The 20044-nt window shown below is 44.9% G+C and carries 13 protein-coding genes; 6 read left to right on the top strand and 7 right to left on the bottom strand.

Annotated features, from left to right (window positions below):
• Positions 1-3: 3 nt before the first annotated feature.
• Both coxB and lexA read right to left on the bottom strand, forming a co-directional pair.
• Positions 4-1116, bottom strand: a complete 1113-nt coding sequence (gene coxB / locus AC27EZ_RS09190) for a cytochrome c oxidase subunit II (protein WP_421134794.1) — start codon at positions 1114-1116, stop codon at positions 4-6.
• Positions 1117-1740: 624 nt separating this feature from the next.
• A complete protein-coding gene (lexA, locus tag AC27EZ_RS09185) occupies positions 1741-2367 on the bottom strand; it encodes a transcriptional repressor LexA (RefSeq protein ID WP_487135042.1) in 627 nt (208 codons plus the stop codon).
• 308 nt (positions 2368-2675) lie between these two features.
• Between lexA and AC27EZ_RS09180 the strand changes: the two genes are divergently transcribed.
• Positions 2676-3374 (top strand): hypothetical protein, encoded by a 699-nt coding sequence (locus AC27EZ_RS09180; protein WP_487135041.1) that lies wholly within the window; start codon positions 2676-2678, stop codon positions 3372-3374.
• 153 nt (positions 3375-3527) lie between these two features.
• Here the strand turns inward: AC27EZ_RS09180 and AC27EZ_RS09175 are convergent, their stop codons facing one another.
• Positions 3528-5642, bottom strand: coding sequence for a TonB-dependent receptor (locus tag AC27EZ_RS09175; protein WP_487135040.1), 2115 nt, complete (start codon positions 5640-5642; stop codon positions 3528-3530).
• 163 nt (positions 5643-5805) lie between these two features.
• Complete coding sequence (locus tag AC27EZ_RS09170) at positions 5806-8106, bottom strand: sensor domain-containing diguanylate cyclase (RefSeq protein WP_487135039.1); 2301 nt, start codon at positions 8104-8106, stop codon at positions 5806-5808.
• Positions 8107-8306: 200 nt separating this feature from the next.
• On the opposite strand from AC27EZ_RS09170, the gene AC27EZ_RS09165 reads away from it, so the two are divergent.
• Both AC27EZ_RS09165 and plsB read left to right on the top strand, forming a co-directional pair.
• Positions 8307-8774, top strand: coding sequence for a GNAT family N-acetyltransferase (locus AC27EZ_RS09165; protein ID WP_487135038.1), 468 nt, complete (start codon positions 8307-8309; stop codon positions 8772-8774).
• 136 nt (positions 8775-8910) lie between these two features.
• Positions 8911-11364, top strand: coding sequence for a glycerol-3-phosphate 1-O-acyltransferase PlsB (plsB, locus tag AC27EZ_RS09160; protein WP_487135037.1), 2454 nt, complete (start codon positions 8911-8913; stop codon positions 11362-11364).
• Positions 11365-11496: 132 nt separating this feature from the next.
• Here the strand turns inward: plsB and ilvA are convergent, their stop codons facing one another.
• Both ilvA and ilvD read right to left on the bottom strand, forming a co-directional pair.
• Positions 11497-13035: a threonine ammonia-lyase, biosynthetic gene (gene ilvA, locus AC27EZ_RS09155; protein WP_487135036.1), complete on the bottom strand. Its 1539-nt coding sequence runs from the start codon at positions 13033-13035 to the stop codon at positions 11497-11499.
• Positions 13032-14882, bottom strand: coding sequence for a dihydroxy-acid dehydratase (ilvD, locus tag AC27EZ_RS09150; protein ID WP_487135035.1), 1851 nt, complete (start codon positions 14880-14882; stop codon positions 13032-13034). The genes ilvA and ilvD overlap by 4 nt, the downstream gene beginning before the upstream one ends.
• A 416-nt stretch (positions 14883-15298) precedes the next feature.
• Here ilvD and AC27EZ_RS09145 point away from each other — a divergent pair, with 416 nt between their 5' ends.
• Together AC27EZ_RS09145 and AC27EZ_RS09140 are read left to right on the top strand one after the other, a co-directional pair.
• On the top strand, positions 15299-15913 hold the full coding sequence (locus AC27EZ_RS09145; protein ID WP_487135034.1) for a trimeric intracellular cation channel family protein: 615 nt from the start codon (positions 15299-15301) through the stop codon (positions 15911-15913).
• A gap of 71 nt (positions 15914-15984) precedes the next feature.
• Positions 15985-17496 carry a YifB family Mg chelatase-like AAA ATPase gene (locus AC27EZ_RS09140; protein WP_487135033.1) on the top strand — a complete coding sequence of 504 codons (1512 nt, stop codon included), beginning with the start codon at positions 15985-15987 and terminating at the stop codon, positions 17494-17496.
• A gap of 17 nt (positions 17497-17513) precedes the next feature.
• Here the strand turns inward: AC27EZ_RS09140 and ilvY are convergent, their stop codons facing one another.
• Positions 17514-18380 carry an HTH-type transcriptional activator IlvY gene (gene ilvY / locus AC27EZ_RS09135; RefSeq protein WP_487135032.1) on the bottom strand — a complete coding sequence of 289 codons (867 nt, stop codon included), beginning with the start codon at positions 18378-18380 and terminating at the stop codon, positions 17514-17516.
• Positions 18381-18534: 154 nt separating this feature from the next.
• Between ilvY and ilvC the strand changes: the two genes are divergently transcribed.
• Positions 18535-20013 (top strand): ketol-acid reductoisomerase, encoded by a 1479-nt coding sequence (gene ilvC / locus AC27EZ_RS09130; RefSeq protein WP_487135031.1) that lies wholly within the window; start codon positions 18535-18537, stop codon positions 20011-20013.
• Positions 20014-20044: the final 31 nt, after the last annotated feature.

Below are 20044 nucleotides of genomic sequence, written 5' to 3'. Positions count from 1 at the left end.
CTCCTAATTACCGGTTGCGACGGCATTAACGTCTTTTGCTTGAACCATATCGCCAGTGTTATTACCCCAGGCGTTGCGCTCATACGTCACCACTGCTGCAATTTCTTTTAAACTTAACATTTTGCCAAAGGCCTGCATGGCAGTACCACCTTTACCGTGCAATACAATATCAATATGCGCAGGTTGGTCTTCTAAGGCCATTTTGCTGCCTTTTAGGGCTGGGAATACACCAGGTAAACCTTCACCATTTGGCATATGACATGCGGCGCATGTTGCGTTGTATACGCGCTCGCCTTCGGTCATCAGCTCGTCCATACTCATATTCATTGACAGAAGACGCTGCTCTTCTTCCTTCGCTTGGCGTGCAATAGATTCTTGCTCACCAATCCACGCTTCAAACTCAGCAGGTTCTTTCGCTATCACTACAATCGGCATATAACCATGGTCTTTGCCACATAACTCTGCACATTGCCCTCGATATACACCGGGTTCGTTCACGTTTGCCCATGCTTCGTTGATAAAGCCTGGGTTAGCGTCTTTCTTAACGGCAAAATCAGGCACCCACCAAGAATGGATAACGTCGTCAGAGGTAATTAAGAATCGTACTTTTTGGCCCGTGGGGATCACTAACGGACGGTCGACTTCTAGAAGATAGTTTTCGGTCTTTTCGAACTTATTAGCAATTTGTTCGCGCTGGGTGGCAAGCAATGAATAAAACTCAACGTCTTTATCCATGTATTTATAATGCCACTTCCATTGAGACCCTGTGACCAACACAGTCATATCAGCCTCTGAAGTATCTTCCATTGCAATAAGCGTATTGGCAGCAGGGACCGCCATAAAGATAAGAATGAGGAATGGGACAACCGTCCAAGCAATTTCTACTTTTACGTTTTCATGGAAATTCGCTGGCTTCGCACCGCGCGACTTTCTATGTAAGTACATAGACGCAAACATAACGCCAAATACGACAACGGCTATGCCCACACAGATGAAGAACATAAGCATGTGTAAATCGTACACCTGCCCACTTATATCTGTGGCACCCCGTCGAAGGTTTAAAGATGACGCTTCACCTGCGGCTGCTTCGGCATGAAGCAAAGGTGAGCATAGCAATAATGGTAAAGTAGATAGCCATTTTGCCGCGCGTATCGTTGGTTGTTTCACTCAGCACCTCCGTAATGGTAGAACCAACAACACCCAACTTTTGCGTGTTATTTCTACCAATGTGGTTTCCTAATGCCTGACCCACAACATCAATTTGTAAAACAAATTTAGAGTCATTGTTATTATTTTGTTAATCACTGACTAAGAATTGCGCAATAAAACCCGCCCGTCTAGTCTTTTCTGCAAAAAGATCATCGAGCCGCTTATTTTTTAATCAGATTTAATGTTTAGGTAGAGAAGGAGAAATAAGAAATCGGTGGCAAGTATCATCACGACTGGCTCATTTTACATGGTGATGTAGTGACGCCACATGCGGTTTTGAAATGGCAGTAATGTAGATTATTCAAGGTGTTTCGCACTACAAAGGTGCAAGAAATCACTGCGAAGCAGCTAAAACATGAGTAATTACAACAATAAAAATATGTTTCGCGGGGCACGGAAAATCTATTACGTAGGCTAGGTTACTAGCAGGGCATAACTGCGCCTTTAAAGCAGAAAACGGCTGCTATTTAGCCCGCTTTACATGCAAAAAAGCGACCTTAAGGTCGCTTTTCTATAGTAAGTGGTAAAAGCCTACATCCAGTCTGCGTTACGAATAACACCAACCGCAATCCCCTCTATTGCAAAAGGTTCTGTGGCAAGGTCAACCTTAATAGGTGAAAACTCATCGTTTTCGGCGTGTAACAATACTTCTCTTCCACGCTTTTCAAGGCGCTTAACGGTGACATCTTCATCAATCCGGGCTACTACAACCTGGCCGTTATGCACGTCAGTGGTGCGATGCACAGCAAGCAAATCGCCATCTAAAATACCAATGTCTTTCATACTCATACCATTAACACGCAATAGAAAATCGGCCTGTGGCTTAAACAGCGCGGGATCTACTTTATAATGTGATTCGACATGTTCTTGCGCAAGAATAGGTTCACCGGCGGCAACACGCCCAATAAGCGGTAGGCCCTCATCTTCTGGCGTTTCATCTTCAAGCGGCTGCGTTAACTTAATACCTCGAGAAGTACCCGGTAAGATTTCGATGACCCCTTTTTTAGCCAGCGCTTTAAGATGCTCTTCTGCGGCATTAGCCGAGCGAAACCCCAATTCGCGAGCAATTTCTGCACGTGTGGGTGGCATGCCTGTCGCTAGCATTGTTGCTTTAATCAGTTCGAAAACTTCGGTTTGTCTGGCAGTAAGTGGGCGCATAAAAGGCCTGTTTGTCTATACAGTTAACTGTAAGTATATACACCTAACAATAAATGACAAGAGGCGCGATAGAAGAATAAGACTGAATTTGTAGGTTTCAGTTTAATACGAAAAAATTCCAACAATATTTAATTCGACTAAAACTGACAGTTATTACTAAACGAAAGAAATGAGTGATATAAATGCTTAAGTGCAGAGATTAAAAAATTTAAACACGATTACTGAGATTTTTTGCAAGAACTTATCTATATGTATGATGAGAATGAGCAAAACTTTCATATGCTCTTAAAAACACTAGAGACATTTTAATGAAAAACAAATCAGCAATATTGTTGGGTTCAGCTATATTTAGCGTCTTATTTAACACACCGATGGTGCAAGCTGGTGATATCGGCTTCACCTACATCGAGGGAGGAGTCACCGGTGGCTTTGTCAACGATGTGGAAACATCTGGAGCGGTTACGGGAAATGGTCCTCTAAACTTAGAAAGCGATGCTGATGGTGGCGTGTCCATTGGTGGTGCATGGCAGTTTAGTAATCAAATGCACCTGTTTGGTGAGTATGCATCTTTAGGCCAAGAGCTTGAAGTAAGCAACGACATCAACACTGCTGCTGGTGAGTACGACGTTGTACGCTGGCGAATCGGCGTTGGTTATCAATACCCTGTCTCGGAAATGTTGGCATACTACGGTCGGCTAAGCCTTGATCAACTAGAGTTCAAGGATGCGCGTGCATCAGATTTCAACCTGGATGTCGATGCTGACGATAGCGGCCTTGGTGCTGAGTTAGGCGTTATTTGGGCTGCTACTTCGTCTTTACATCTGCAGGGTCATGCTCGTTACACTGCGGTCGGTGGTATCGCATCTAGCGGTTCAGATCCCTTCGAATCCGACATACTGATAGGTGTGAACGGCCGTTGGTATTTCAGTCCCGATATAGCGCTAGTCGCCGGGTATGAGTACGGAAAAATCACGACGTTGAATCTGGGCGTGCGTTTTTCGTTCTGAGTACATCCGATGCGCAGTTTAATGTCGCGCTGGATTTGTGGAGGCCAGTTTAGTTTTGAACTGGAACACGCGGATTTTGCACAATCCATTAAAAAGGCGGCTTATTAGCCGCCTTTTTTAAAATGAAGCATAGCTTCGCATGTTCATCACAGACTAGAACTGATATTGCACGCTTACACGGGCGTTTAACGGCTCGCCTGTTGAGATGTTGTTATCGTTGTGCGCCGAAGGAAAATAGTCCTCATCAAACAGGTTTTCTACGTTCAGCTGAATACGCAGGTCATCGCTGTAAGTGTAGTAAACCGCAGCGTCTACACGAGTAAAATCGGGTAATTCAGTCGTGTTGCTAAGTGTTGCATACTGTTCAGACTGATGAATCACGCCCAAAGCCACTTCCCATGCATCGTTAATCGTATATTGATTCCATACTGTTAACATGTGCTCAGGCAACTGTGCCAGATCGCGATTGGCCACTGCGCCATCTACTACGCGACCCATTTCTTCACCGTCTAAATTACTGTAACCAGCATTGATTGACCACGCTTCAGTCAGCATACCCACAACTTGGATTTCAAAACCCGTTGTTTCTGTACCGGTAAGAATTGAGGCTTCTGGGTTATTTGGGTCTTGCGCAGTGCCGTTTTCACGTTCTACTTCAAAGGCAGCTGCGGTTACACTCAAGCTGTCATTCACGTTCCACTTAACGCCTACTTCTTTGTTTTCAAACTCTTCAGCATCAAGCGCTTGACTAGATAATGTTAGGCTCAAGAACTGGTCGCCAGAACGTGGCAAAAATGACTTACTGTAGCTAGCATAAAACGACACCGACTCAGACGGCTTATAAATTAAACCTGCTCTTGGTGACACTTGAGAGTCAGAACTTGAAAGAAAACCATCGTTGTTATCTTCAATACCGTTGGCGATTTCAATCGCATCTACTACGTCAATATCAAAGTTGTCGTAGCGAAGGCCGGCGACCACAATCCAGTTGTCGTTCAATTTGATTTCATCTTGAACGAAGGCAGATGCAAAGGTAACGTCTGATGCACGATCGCGAACCGGGTCTGTCAAAGTAAACGCAGGGATTACCAATGGATCAGAAAACGCGAATGTCATTTGATCGTCTTGCGTGTCAGCAAAAAAGGTATCTTGACGCGCATTGTCAGTATCTTGATTACCGTACTCAAAACCCGTCAGTAACGTATGTTCGATATTGCCAGTGGTGAACTGTCCCACTAAATTAAGCTGCAACAACGCATTTTGGCGGGCAGTAGTATCTCTATAACCATCTAAAGTAACCGTCGTCGCCGTTGCATCGAAGCCAACCGGGTAAAGGTTTTGATAGGCTTTATCGTAGTCAGCCAATTGAACCGTTCCGTTAATACTCCAGTCTTGCGCAAGAGAATGGTCTACTTTTAAACGCGCGATGTGTGCTTCAAGGGTTGTATTGTTGAAGTCTGGATCACCAAAATATGTTTCTTCAACACCTTCTAACGGCTTGTTGTTAAGTGAAGGTACACCACGGTCAACAACACGGTCGTCATTAACATATTCATAGGATGCGATAACAGTTGTATCGTCGCTAACCATCCATGTATAAGTTGGGTTAACGGCGAAACGTTCACCATCTCTGAAATCGCGATGGTTGTCGATGGTATCGAATACGCCATTTAAACGAAACGCATTGTCTTCATCAATCACGGTATTTGTATCAATACTAATAGAGCCCGCTGAGAACGTATCTACAGCAGCAGAAAGGCGAGTAAAATCGCTAGAAGTTTCTGCAACCTTGGTAACGCGGTTAACGACACCGCCGCCACCACCGCGACCGAATAACAATGCATTAGCACCGCGCAATATTTCAACGCGTTCTAGGTTATAAAGCGGGCGGAAATACTGAACGTCATCACGCAGTCCGTCTACGAAAAAGTCAGCCGTCGTATTTTGTCCACGAATAGTAATTTGGTCACGGTGATCTTCACCTTGCCCAATGCTTACACCTGGCGTGTATTGCATAACGTCTGCAACACTAAATAAAGCTTGCTCAGCAATTTGCTCTGCGCTTACGACAGAAACAGATTGAGGTACGTTGACCAGCAAAGTGGGTGTCTTTACAGCGTTAGCAACTTGTTGCCCAAAAAAAGCCCCTCGAACGGTAATGCGCTCTACAGATGATTCGGCTTCTTTATTGTCTACTTGTGCTATTGCATTGGCGCTACACACTGTCAACGCCGCAGCGATAGACAACATAACTTTATTCAATTTCAACGTGCGTTCCTCAAAGTTAAATGACATTGATAATGAGAAATATTCTCGTTTGTAAGCGCATCATATAGATCTTGAATAAAATTTAAAGGGATTTTTAAAATATTAAGTAAGTTTTATGAGGACCGGGGGGACTCGCGCAGGCTGCTGCCTACGCGAGGTAAAGCTATTTTTTAGAGGGCGCCGCGCATTGGGTTACACAGTTTCGACCCGACGCCTTTGACTCATAGAGCGCCTTATCGGCTTGGCTCAGTAAGTCTCCAAAATCAGCGTTGAATGTGCCTATTAGAGGCGTACGCCCAATACTGATAGTCAAAGAAATGATATCGTCTTTGTAATTTATTGGCGTATTTTCTACATCTTGACGTAGTGTTTCGAGGATGACCGCCGCTTCCTCTTCACGCTTATCGACAACAACAAAAGCAAACTCCTCACCACCAAGGCGAGCCATCATGTCGCCACTATCACCGTGTTTTTGTAGTGTTGCAGCAACACGCATAAGTGCTTCATCTCCAGCATCATGGCCATAGGTGTCATTTACTTTTTTGAAAAAATCGATATCAATGATAGCCACAACACATTGCTTGTCCTCTAGCGCGAGTAACTCGCATCTGTCTAAAAATGCGCGTCGATTAGCCAGCCCTGTCAGTGAATCTGTCATTGCTAGCTTTCGAAGTTTCTCTTCCGCTTCTGCACGAGCCTGCTCAAGTGAAACGGCATAAAACAACCCGGATAGGGCATCTAGTAAGGGTTGGAAAAAGTCCGCATCTTCATAAGAATACGCTTCGAACTTGTTGGCAAGACCAATCATGCCCACCACTTCCGTTTGAAGCTTTATAGGCATGCCTAAGAAGCGTGTAATTCGAGGATGACCTTTTGGTGTACCTTTCGAAGACGGGTGGGTACCCGTGCTGTTGCTTATTACCACATCACCTGATGTAACAACCTTTCCAAATAAATTATCAAAACTTGTAAAATACAGGTTCCGATTTTTATATTCCCGATACTGGGTCAAGCTTGTGCTGTCCCATACAATATCTGAAATAGCATGAATAAATAGTTTCGGTTCAGAATCTTTATCTATCATTTGCCCAATGAACGCAAACTGACTATCAGACAGGTCGAGTAACTCAGCAAGCACCGCTTGGCACGCCTGAGTGAGGTCGTTAGTACTAAGGTACGCTTCTCGGGTTTTATTAATGAATTGAAGCAGCTGGGTTTTCTTTTTTTCTTTTAGCTCTTTTAACATTTTATCTGTGATGTCTCGATGAATCCCGGCAATACGTATGGCTTCATTTTTGTAATCACTTTCGACTGTTTTTCCATAACTTTCCACCCACACCCATGTTCCGTTTTCATGGCGCATTCTGAACGTAGCATTGTATGCAGGCGTCTTTCCGAGCAAGTGTTCGTTAAGTTTTTTCTCGACACTTGCCATATCAGCAGGGTGAATTCGCTGACGGAAGAACCGAGCGCTAGTATCGTAGTCTTCGTAGTCAACACCGACAATTTCACACCATCTTTTATTGACCTGGTTCACGTCGGCTTTAATGTTCCAATCCCATGTACCAAGCTCAGATGCCTCTAGCAGCAGTCGCATTCGCTGATTAGTATCGTTTAACTTATCTTCAATATATTTTTGATCGCTGGTATCAAACAAAAAGGCCTGAACGGTGGCTAACGTGCCGTCTTCATTAAAGTTTGCGGTTGATATCATACTTACCCATATTGTGCGCGTGGGGGCATTGATTCGGAGCCTACACGTATGGGTTTGCACCCGCTCTATGTGAGCTTGCATAGCAAAGGTAAAGTCTTCTTCACTGGCACTATCGAGAACGTCGATAATCTGCACATTCCCATTTAATAAGTCTTGTGCTTCTACGCCTAATATTCGCGACACGTTATTTGATACATGCATAAGCTTTAACGATGAGCCGAACTGCCAACTCATAAGCACTAATGGAGAGTGTTCAATCAATCCATGTTCACTTTTCAGTAACTCGTGCTCCTTCTTTAATTCTAGATGTCTGCCAATTAAGTCGGCGATGTTGTTAAGAAGGATAAGTTTCTTTTTTTCGATGTTTCTAGGTTTACTATCAAGGAGGCATACAACGCCTTTTTTAGCGCCTTCAACTTCGACAGGAACGCCGGCATAAAAACGAATATGCGGCTCGCCAACAACCATTGGATTATCAGCAAACCGTTCATCGGTAAGAGTGTCATTCACCACAAGGCGACTGCCCGAGTCCACCACGTGCGAACAGAACGCAATATTCCTATCAATCACGTCAAGGGAGGTTCCATATGAAGCATGCACTATTTCACTATGCACACCAACAATGCCAAAAAACGCAGACGGCACATTGAATGCCTTTGCCAGAACAGACATTAAATTGTCTAACTCAAGCCCAGTCTCTTCCATACCCAAAGAAAGTGCTTTATTTTTTACGCGCGCTTCGAAACTCAACCGTTAACTTCTCTATTCTGTTACCACGACACTACAACTAAAAATAGTCAGCCTTTAGTAAATTAGCAAAGCCGTTACATCGAGTTTATTAATATTTCTTTATATAAATTGGTGGCCCATTACCCATAGGCTTTAACGTTAAATCCATTATAATATCGAACCAGTTTAAATTAGCCTTCTTGCTCTTTATGATTGAAATTGTGAATTACTCCGACGCTCTGGCTCCGTATTTCGATAGCATTAATCGGGAATGGATAAATGCGATGTTTTACGTTGAGCCTATTGATAACGATGTCATTAGTCAGCCCAAAACACATATTATTAATAAAGGTGGGCATATCTGGTTTGCAAAACACCCGCATTATGGTGTTGCCGGTACCTGCGCGCTAATGCGAAAAGAAGACGGTGTGTTTGAACTGACCAAGATGGGAGTTGTCTCACAAGCGCGCGGTGAAAAGATAGGCGAGTGCCTACTTAAGCATGTGCTAGAGCTGGCACCAACCATTGCACACAAAAACTTGTTTTTACTAACGAACAAAGCCTGCGAGTCAGCCATTCATTTATACGAAAAAAACGGGTTTGTTCACTGTAGTGATACTATGGAAAAATACGGAAAATCGTACGAGCGCTGTGACGTTGCGATGCGTTATAAACCCACTATGCTGTAGCCGTCTATAGCTACCTTACCCACTTCAGTTTGTACACGCTGTACTGAGGTAGTAACCCTGTATACGCCAGTTTACGTGAATACAGGCAACGTATGGTACACTTTATAAGTCTTTATTTTATAGGAATACAGAATTCATGTCGTGGATGCGAAAAGCCCTTTTATCGGTATTTCATTATCCTGTTAAGCTGTTTGTTAAAGCACACAGCATTCCGGTCAACGTAGAGTCAGAGCTAGGCATTGATAAGGCTAAGCCTATCATATACTTGCTGCCAACTAACTCTGTGACAGACCAGCTAGCGCTTAGAATGTCAACCGAGGCATTGGGACTTCCTAGCCCAACAAACGTATTGACCCTCGCGGGAAGAGAATACCCCGCCACGCAGTTTCTTAGAAAAACGCAGCCGCTTTTTCGAAGTGAAGCCAATAATACGGGCATAGAGAGCGTATTCACTGACCTGTTTCATCTACATAGAGACCATTTAAATCTCGATCTTCAGGTAGTACCGGTTTTTGTATCGTGGGGACGAGCTCCGGGTAAGGGAAAACCAGGGCTTAGCGACCTCATCGCAGACAAAGCCGCGCCCAGTTGGCTAAGAAAGCTTTTTATCGTGTTGTTTTTAGGCCGCGATAATTTTATTAACTACTCAAAAGCAGTGTCTGCGCGCACCATGTCGAACCAGCATGGAAGCGATCAATACATAGCGCAAAAGTTAGTGCGTGTGGCCAGTACCCATTTTCACCGCAAACGTCAGAGCATGACGGGGCCAACACTCTTAGAGCGCCAAGAATTAAACAACAGTGTGCTAGGGTCTGACGCAGTAAGGCGGGCTATTGCAGAAGCGTCACGTGGTAAAAAGCTCACACATGATGAAGCAAAGTCTCAAGCACAAAGCTACATAGACGAAATCGCCGCCGATTACCGTGAGGGGCTTATTCGCTTTGGTGAACGGCTTCTTACACGTATTTGGAACAAAATATATAACGGTATTAGTGTTGGGCATGCTGAGCGCATACGAGAATTAGCGGCAAATGGCCACGAAATAATCTATGTTCCTTGCCACCGTAGCCATATGGACTACCTCTTACTTACCTACGTCATCTACCATGAAGGTATGGTAACGCCTCACATTGCTGCTGGAATAAACCTAAACTTTTGGCCTGTTGGAAAGGTGTTTCGCCGTGGTGGCGCCTTCTTTTTAAGACGCAGCTTCGCAGGTAATAAGCTTTACACTGCGGTATTTAGAGAATACTTAGAACTGCTCTTCAACAAGGGGTATTCGGTAAAGTATTACCCTGAAGGTGGCCGAAGCCGAACGGGGCGTCTTATTCCTCCTAAAACCGGCATGCTGGCGATGACGATTCAGGCCATGCTAAAAGGAGTAAACAGGCCGGTGAGTATTGTGCCCGTTTACATTGGTTATGAAAACGTCATGGAAGTGAAGAGCTATTTGAATGAACTGAAAGGCTCAAAGAAAAAGAAAGAGTCTAATCTTCAGGTTTTTTCTGCAATGAAAAAGCTCAAGAATTTCGGTCATGGCTATGTGAACTTTGGCGAACCTATCCAGTTGAATCAGTTTTTAGAAACCCATGTTCCAAATTGGCGCGACTGTCGTGACGATGATAGCGATAAGAAGCCCTCGTGGTTAACCCCTACTGTTAACGAACTCGCCAATAACGTTATGACACGCATTAATAGGGCGGCGGCGTTAAACGGTATGGCATTAACGTCTTTATGTTTGCTGTCTTCTAAAACGCAAACCATGAGTGATACTGAGCTAAAACAGGCTATAAACGATTTTATGGGCCTATTTAAAGCGGTGCCTTTCAGTGAAGATGCCACAATGCCAAACGCATCTGCCGACGAATTATTCAATGACACCATGAAACTTGGTAAGTTTGAAATAAAAGAAGATGACTACGGTAAGCTTATTAGTCCAGTGCCAAAGTCGGCGATATACCTAACCTATTACCGCAATAATATTTTGCATCTATTCGCTTTACCAGGTCTTATCATGGCGTCGGTCTTTGCTCGTAAGGGTACCAGCAGGTCAGCGATACTCCAGCTAATTGCTGCGCTGTACCCACTGCTACAAAGAGAGTTATTCTTGCACTTAACGCAAGACCAAGCTTTAGCGCATACCGATGCGCTAATCAACGGGCTGCTCTCGCTAGGCTTGTTAAGAAGTAACGATGACGAGCTGCTTCCACCTGATGCACACTGTAAGCAGTTTCATTCTGCATGGTTATTGAGCCGATGCATGCAAGAAACACTGCAGCGCTATGCCGTTGTACTTACTATTCTGGATAAAGAAAAGGTCATAAGCCGCAATGCACTTGAGCGCGAAAGCAAAAAAGTGGCTGAACGTTTATCTGTACTTTATGGCTTAAGCTCTCCTGAATTCTATGACAAGAATGTACTGTCTAGCTTCATTACTGCGCTTAAGGAAAACCATTGGTTAGACTCATCTGACGACGGTAGCCTGAAATATTCTGAGGAGTGTGAAGGGTTACGTGAAGACGTTATGGCGTTGATTTGGCCAGAGATGATGCAACATCTTGAAAATGTAGCACTTCAACGTAACGATTAATGCCACGGTATAGCGACAAAAAAGGCCAGTTATTTCATGTTGAAATAGTGGCCTTCTTTATATCCCGCTTTATATCGCCCCTTGCTAAACCATGCTTATCAAGGGGCGACATAAAACGAAAACGGGTTTCACTTAGCGAGGTTGTGATAAAAAGAATTGGTATGCAGGATTATCGCTAACGTCTTCCACCTTGTAACCTAACTTGTCCACATGCGCGTTGAAAGCCTCTCTGCTATCGGGCGTAATATCAAACCCTACCATGACGAGTCCTTCAGCAGCACCGTGGTTACGATAATGAAATAGCGTGATATTCCACTGCTCACCCACCGTCGTTAAGAAATTAAGCAACGCGCCAGGACGCTCAGGAAACTCAAAACTAAACACCTGCTCGTTAGGTAAAGCTGGGGGTCTGCCGCCAACCATGTGGCGCACATGAAGCTTAGCCAGTTCATTATTAGTTAAATTAAAGCATTCATAGCCTTTATCGACTAAGTCTGACTCTAACGCTGCAAACTCTTGCTTGCCGCCTTTAAGCTTAACGCCCACAAAAATGTGCGCTTCTTCATCGCTGGCATATCGGTAGTTGAATTCGGTAATTGCTTTAGCGCCAACACACTCGCAGAACTGCTTGAAAGCCCCTTTAGTCTCAGGAATTTTAACCGCAAACACGGCTTCTTTCTGCTCGCCTAACTCACAGCGTTCAGACACATAACGAAGTGTATGGAAGTTAATATTGGCACCACACAAAATACCACCGAGTGACTTATCTTGAAGCCCGTGTAATTTCACGTATTTGCGAATGGCCGCTACCGACAATGCACCTGCAGGCTCGGCAATAACGCGAGTATCATCAAAGATATCTTTAATCGCCCCGCATATTTCATCATTGGTGACGGTAATGGTGTCATCTACTAAGCGATTGCAAAGCCTGAAGGTTTCTTGGCCCATGACCTTTACGGCCACGCCATCGGCAAAAATGCCGACACTTTCAAGCTCAGTGGGCTCACCCATTTCCTTCGCTTTTATGAAACAGGCCGATTCTTCTGACTCTACTGCAACAATTTTAATACTTGGCTTAAGCTGCTTTAAATAAACACAAATCCCAGCCGCTAATCCACCGCCGCCTACGGCAACAAATAAGATATCCAGGTTAGGATTTTGCTCAAGCAACTCACGGGCAACCGTTCCTTGCCCCGCAATCACATCAGGGTCGTCAAACGGGGGAACAAAGGTATAACCATGGGTCTCACACAAGGCTTTTGCATGGCCGCTGGCTTGATCGAAACTCGTGCCATGTAGTACAACATTAACATTTTCACCGCCGAAACGACGAACAGCATCAACTTTAATATCCGGTGTCGTTTCAGGCATTACGATCGTCGCTTGAATACCCTTCATTTTTGCGCTGTAGGCTAAACCCTGCGCATGATTCCCTGCTGAAGCGCCAATGACACCTGCATTGCGCTGTGCTTCAGTTAATGAAGCAATGCGGTTGTATGCCCCTCTAAGCTTGAAGCTTTTAACAGGCTGCTGGTCTTCGCGCTTTAAAAATACGTCGTTCCCTAACTCGTCAGAGAGCAACGACATATAAGACAAATCGCTCATTACCGCGACATCATAAACCGGTGCGAGTAAGATTTTCTTTAGATAATCATGATCGCTTACTGTCATAGGTTTTCCAGTTTTGTCACATCACGCACGGCACCTTTATCTGCGCTAGTCGCTAGTGCTGCAAAGGTTTTTAACGATGTTGATACTTCACGTACGCGATCTTTAGGTCGCCATGGTTTTTCACTGGCTTCCATTTTAGCTCGTCGCTCGGCTAATTCTTCATCGCTGATAATAATGTTGATACGACGATTGGGGATATCAATTTCAATCTTGTCGCCATGTTCAACCAACGCGATACCGCCGCCACTTGCCGCTTCTGGCGAACAATGTCCAATAGACAAACCACTTGTGCCACCACTAAATCGACCGTCGGTGACTAGCGCGCAAGATGCCCCTAACCCTTTTGACTTAAGATAAGAGGTGGGATACAACATTTCTTGCATACCCGGTCCGCCGCGAGGGCCTTCATAACGAATAAATACCACATCGCCAGCCTTCACTTCGTTGTTTAGAATACCTGCTACGGCGTCATCTTGGCTTTCGTAAATTCGTGCGCTACCATTAAACGTTAAGATAGATTCATCAACGCCTGCGGTTTTTACAATACAACCATTCTCTGCCACGTTTCCGTATAACACAGCCAGACCACCTTCTTGGCTAAAAGCATGTTCAACAGAACGAATACATCCGTTTTCACGGTCGGTGTCGGCTTCATCCCAACGACAGCTTTGGCTAAAGGCCTGTGTGGTTCGAATTCCAGCAGGTCCAGCACGATAAAACTCTATAGCTTTTTCATTTTCAGGATTAGTCACGTCCCATTCACTGATAACCTCTGTGATGGGCTTACCTAGTACGTGATTAACATCGGTATTTAATAAGCCTGCTTTGTTTAGCTCATTTAAAATACCTAATACGCCACCGGCTCGATGAACATCTTCCATGTGGTATTTAGGCGTCGACGGCGCCACTTTACATAAATGAGGTACTTTTCGAGAAAGGCGATCAATATCGTCCATTGTGAAGGGCACTTCACCCTCTATGGCAGCGGCAAGCAAATGCAAAATAGTATTGGTCGACCCGCCCATGGCAATGTCTAAGCACATGGCATTTTCGAATGCTTTAAAGTTGGCGATATTACGTGGCAGTACACTTTCATCATCGTCGCCGTAATAGCGCTTACACAGCTCTACAATTTGCCTACCCGCCTGCTTAAATAACCCTTCGCGATCAGCATGGGTTGCCAACATAGAACCGTTACCAGGCAGCGATAAACCTAATGCTTCAGTAAGACAATTCATCGAGTTGGCAGTGAACATGCCCGAACACGAGCCGCACGTAGGGCAAGCCGAGCGTTCTATTTCATCCGAATCCGCATCGCTGACTTTATCGTCTGCTGCAGCGACCATGGCATCAACTAAATCAAGCTTGATAATTTGATCAGATAACTTTGTTTTTCCCGCTTCCATCGGGCCGCCAGAAACGAAAACAACGGGAACATTAAGGCGCATTGAGGCCATTAACATTCCCGGCGTAATTTTGTCGCAGTTAGAAATACAGACAATGGCGTCGGCGCAATGCGCATTTACCATGTATTCAACGGCGTCAGCAATGATTTCACGAGAAGGTAAGCTATAAAGCATACCGCTATGGCCCATTGCAATGCCGTCATCTACCGCAATAGTATTAAACTCTTTAGCCACACCGCCTGCTGCTTCAACGCTGCGCGCCACTAATTGCCCCATATCTTTAAGGTGCACATGCCCAGGCACAAACTGCGTAAATGAGTTCGCAATAGCAACAATCGGTTTCCCAAAATCAGAGTCTTTCATTCCTGTTGCTCGCCATAGCGCGCGAGCACCTGCCATATTTCGACCTTGCGTAGTGGTTGCAGAACGTAACTTGGGCATAAATCCTTCCCGTTAAATGTATAAAAATAAATGCAAAATAATAATACCGAAGCGAATGATACATTACACAGTGTAAGCGCTCAGTATTGCAGGCAAATAGACGTTAAACGAATAAAAAGGGTTACGTCTTTGTCCTGAGGCTGTATCAGCGTTAATCGGTTGTTTAGTCGATATTGAAAGTCGCACTATATGCAATCGCATTTCATGCTAAATGACAAGCGTAGGCCCATTTCCAAGGCTTTGCTATTGAATGGTTGTTACTGGAGGGTTTATGGCTTTAAATACCCTGTAATGTTGCAGCTTGGCCGAACCACAACAATGATGGGCAAAGAAATAGCATGAAAGTAGCGCTTGAATCAAGTAATTTGCGTCTTAATTTAGGTTTTAACATTTTAACAAAAACGAGTATTCCATAGATGATCGATTGGTTTCATTGGTTAAATTTAGCAGGTGTTGCCGTGTGCGCGATTTCAGGCACGTTAATGGCCTACCAAAAGCGCATGGATGGATTTGGCGTTATTGTATTGGCAAGTGCAACGGCTATTGGCGGTGGCACATTACGTGACATGATGCTTGATGTACCTGTATTTTGGATTGCCGATACCGATTATCTGTACACCACATTAATTGCAGCGTTTATTCCCATTATTTGGCTGCGCTTAAGCCCACGCTTTCCCTTCCACTATTTGCTTATCGCCGATGCCTTTGGTCTTGCACTATTTAACGTGGTAGGCATCGAAAAAGCGCTGGCAAACGACACGGGCATTGCGGTCGCGGTAGCAATGGGGACGATCACCGGTGTTTTTGGAGGCTTATTGCGTGATGTGATATGCCGTGAGATACCCTTAGTATTAAACGGCGAACTGTACGCGATGACCTGTGTAGCCGGCGGCGTTACCTATGGTATTGGCATGCAATTAGGTTATGCAACAACGTGGTGCGGTGTCGCAGCACTTGTTACTACCGTACTGTTTAGGCTTGGCGCAATGCGTTGGCATTGGCAATTACCGGTATTTTACAAAGATCATTAAAACCTATTCCCTTGTTCAGTTATAGCAAATACCTATCTTGCGTATGGTGACACGAAAAGGAGTGTTCCATTATGGGTATGGCAATAGTAAAAACGTTTGCAGGGCAGGGAATTGACGCACCGGAAATAACGGTTGAGGTGCATTTAGCCAATGGTTTACCCGCATTTCAACTGGTAGGCATGGCTGAAACCAGTGTTAAAGAAGCACGGGAGCGGGTGCGCAGCGCCCTTATTAATAGCGGTTTCGACTTTCCCGCAAAACGCATTACGGTAAATCTGGCCCCAGCAGATATTCCAAAATACGGCGGGCGGTTCGACTTAGCCATTGCGGTAGGCATTTTAGTCGCATCAGGCTATTTATCTGATACCAGTTTATTAGGTATCGCCTTTGTTGGAGAGTTAGGCCTTAACGGAGAAATAAAAAGTGTCGCAGGGCTTATCCCCGTATTAATGGCGGCAGCTAATGAAGATATTCCGGTCATTTTCCCAGGCGATAACGATGTCGAAGCATCGCTCGTCTCACATGCTACCCGCTACCCTGCGTTCGATTTGGTATCAGTTTATGCACACCTATCAAAAGCAAAGGCATTGAGAAAAGGGCAACCCTTTCTTGCTGCCAATCAACCAGAAGCGCTAGGTGAGTGGGACGATATTATCGGGCAAGAACAAGCCAAGCGTGCATTGATGATAGCGGCGAGCGGCAACCATAATATTTTAATGGTTGGCCCGCCTGGCACCGGAAAAAGCTTACTGGCGAGTAAACTTCTGGCATTACTGCCACCATTAAGCGAGCAAGAAGCGCTAGAAGTTGCGGCAATTCACTCGGTTAAGGGTGAAAAGCGAGATGCAGTACAATTCTTGCGTAGGCATTTGCGTTCCCCGCATCACACAAGCTCGCCCACATCACTCACCGGAGGCGGCAGTAATCCCTCGCCCGGAGAAATTTCGTTAGCGCACCATGGCGTGTTATTTTTAGATGAACTGCCAGAATTTGGGCGAAAAGCCTTGGATGTATTGAGAGAGCCACTGGAGACAGGCGATGTTCATATTTCGCGGACATCTCGAAGTGCCACGTACCCCGCTAATTTTCAATTAGTTGCCGCAATGAACCCCAGTCCAACGGGCGATATTGACGACAACAGGCTAACGCCTGCTCAGCAACTCACCTACTTAAACCGCCTTTCTGGGCCATTTTTAGACAGAATTGATATACAAGTTGAGGTGCCCCGTTTACCTGATTACGACCTACCGCCAGTGCCAAGTGGAAAGCAAGATTCCATGCGAGTGGCCATTAAACATGTTGCACAATCAAGAGATCGCCAGCTGCTTCGGCAAGGCAAACCGAATGCGTCGCTGAGCGCCAGCGAACTATCAACCTACTGTCAGGTGAATGAGAGCGATCTTACCTTCTTTAAAGCTGCAGCAAAAAAGCTCAACCTCTCGATGCGTGTTTTTCATCGGACATTAAAAGTTGCTCGGACCTTGGCCGATTTAGAACAACAAGACAACGTACAACGGCATCATATTGCAGAAGCGTTGGGCTACCGTGCACTTGATAACCTGATTAAACAGCTAAGCAGTTAGTAATATATACCACCAGCTTATAAAACTGTTTTTAACCCCAAGAAGGCGTTAATTAATGGCTCGTGCTGCTTATCTTGAGAGCAGCATAGCCCTAGCGCATAAGGCTCTATATCAGCAACGTTTATCTGCGTGACTGCGCTGGACATAGTAGAGTGATCAAGTACGACTTTAGGAACAAACCCAACACCGCATTCGAGCGCCACCATGCTAACGATAGCCTCATTTCCGCCTACAGATGCATAGACGTTCGGGCGAATACCCTGCTCTGCAAACCAATGATAGGCTGTACGTCTTGTAGGCCCGGTCTCAGGCATAATCACATGATGCTTTGTCCAATCAATCTGGTCTAGATGGGTTAATCGCCAGTCTTTAGGGGCAATCAAGACAAGTGGTACCGCATCTAGCGGTGAGAAGTGTAAATCGGTAGGCAAATCCGGCGTGTATATCGCGATTGATAAGTCACACTCGCCTTTTTTAACTTTATCGATAGCTAGTGCAGGGTCGCCTGTAATAAGGCGTATATCCACGCCCGGATGTTGTTGGCGAAACTGTCGTAACATTGCAGGCAGGTGGCTTTGACTTGCAGTAACCGAACAAAACACACTAATTTCACCTTTTAGCGCTTCGCTGTCTTCACGCAAGTCTACTTTTAATTGTTGCCAGTCTTTTAATGCCTGTGACGAAAACGACAATAGTTTATGTCCGCTATGCGTTAGCGCAACCTTTCTATTGTCTCGCTTAAACAGCGTACACCCTAAATCGTCTTCAAGCCTTTGAATAACACGGCTAAGCGTAGAGGGTGAAACATACATAGCCTGCGCCGTATCTCCAAAATGCAAGCTAGTCGCTAAATGTGTGAACAGTTGTAAACTGCGAAAATCCATAACGTTTCACCTTTTGCAATATTATCTTGCAAATATATCATTTTCCAAAACAAAAGAAATCCCTTACTCTTCATAACAAGTCGTCATAGACGAGGTCTTCGGCACCACGGTTGGTAGCTGATAATGACTAAAATGAATGTTGTTCGGAATTATTATGGCTAATTATTTCAATACTTTATCTCTTCGCCAGCAGTTAGATCAGCTTGGCCGCTGTCGTTTCATGGCACGCGAAGAATTTGCTGACGGATGTCAGGCATTAAAAGGCAAAAAAGTGGTTATCGTAGGTTGTGGCGCACAGGGCCTTAACCAAGGCTTAAATATGCGTGACTCTGGCCTCGATGTTTCTTACGCACTGCGTCAAGCTGCCATTGATGAGCAACGAGACTCTTACAAACGTGCGAATGGTAACGGGTTTACTGTTGGTACGTATCAAGACCTTATTCCAGACGCTGACTTGGTTTATAACCTTACTCCAGATAAGCAGCACGCAAGTGTGGTTGAAGCGGTTATGCCTTTAATGAAAAAAGGCGCAACGCTGGGGTATTCTCACGGTTTCAACATTGTTGAAGAAGGTCAGCAAATTCGCAGCGACATTACTGTTGTAATGTGTGCTCCGAAATGCCCAGGAACGGAAGTACGTGAAGAATATAAGCGTGGCTTTGGAGTTCCAACCCTTATCGCAGTGCATCCTGAAAATGACCCAGAAAATAAAGGCTGGGACATTGCAAAAGCATTAGCGAGTGCAACCGGTGGTGACAGAGCGGGTGTTCTTGAGTCGTCTTTCGTTGCAGAAGTAAAGTCTGACTTAATGGGCGAGCAAACTATTCTTTGTGGCATGCAACAAGTTGCAGCTGTACTTGCCTTTGAAAAAATGACGGCTGATGGCATTGACGCAGGTTACGCAGGTGCATTGATTCAGTACGGATTAGAAGCCATCACTGAAGCCCTTAAGATTGGTGGCGTGACCAATATGATGGACCGTCTATCAAACCCAGCTAAGTTAAAAGCATTTGCGCTTTCAGAACAGTTAACTGACATGCTTCGTCCGTTATTTGAAAAGCATCAAGACGACATTATCAGCGGCGAATTTTCTCGCACGATGATGGAAGACTGGGCAAATGGCGACGCCAACCTACTTAAATGGCGTGAAGAAACCGGTGAAACCGCGTTTGAAAACGCACCTGTTTATGAAGGTGAAATCAGCGAGCAAGAATTCTTTGACCACGGCATCCTATTGGTAGCCATGATCAAGTGCGGTGTAGAAGTAGCCTTCGACGTAATGGTTGAAGCAGGTATTTTACCTGAGTCTGCTTATTATGAATCACTGCATGAAACACCGCTTATTTCTAATACTATCGCTCGTAAGCGTTTGTATGAAATGAACGTGGTAATTTCAGACACAGCAGAATACGGAAACTATTTGTTTGCCAATGCGGCCATTCCGCTTCTGCGCGAGAAATTTATGCCTACTATCGATACTACAGTAATCGGTAAAGGGTTGTCTTCATCATCTAACCAAGTGGAAAACAAGCGCTTAGTTGATGTTAACGAAGCAATTCGCTCACATGGTGTTGAGCAAGTAGGTACAACCCTGCGTGGCTACATGACTGACATGAAAGCCATCATCGGTTAGGACAGTTTCTGTCGTTAGGTGCTTTACTAAG

The sequence above is a fragment of the Alteromonas sp. 4NH20-0056 genome (assembly GCF_057539655.1).
This window is presented reverse-complemented; position numbering and strand designations above follow the sequence as displayed.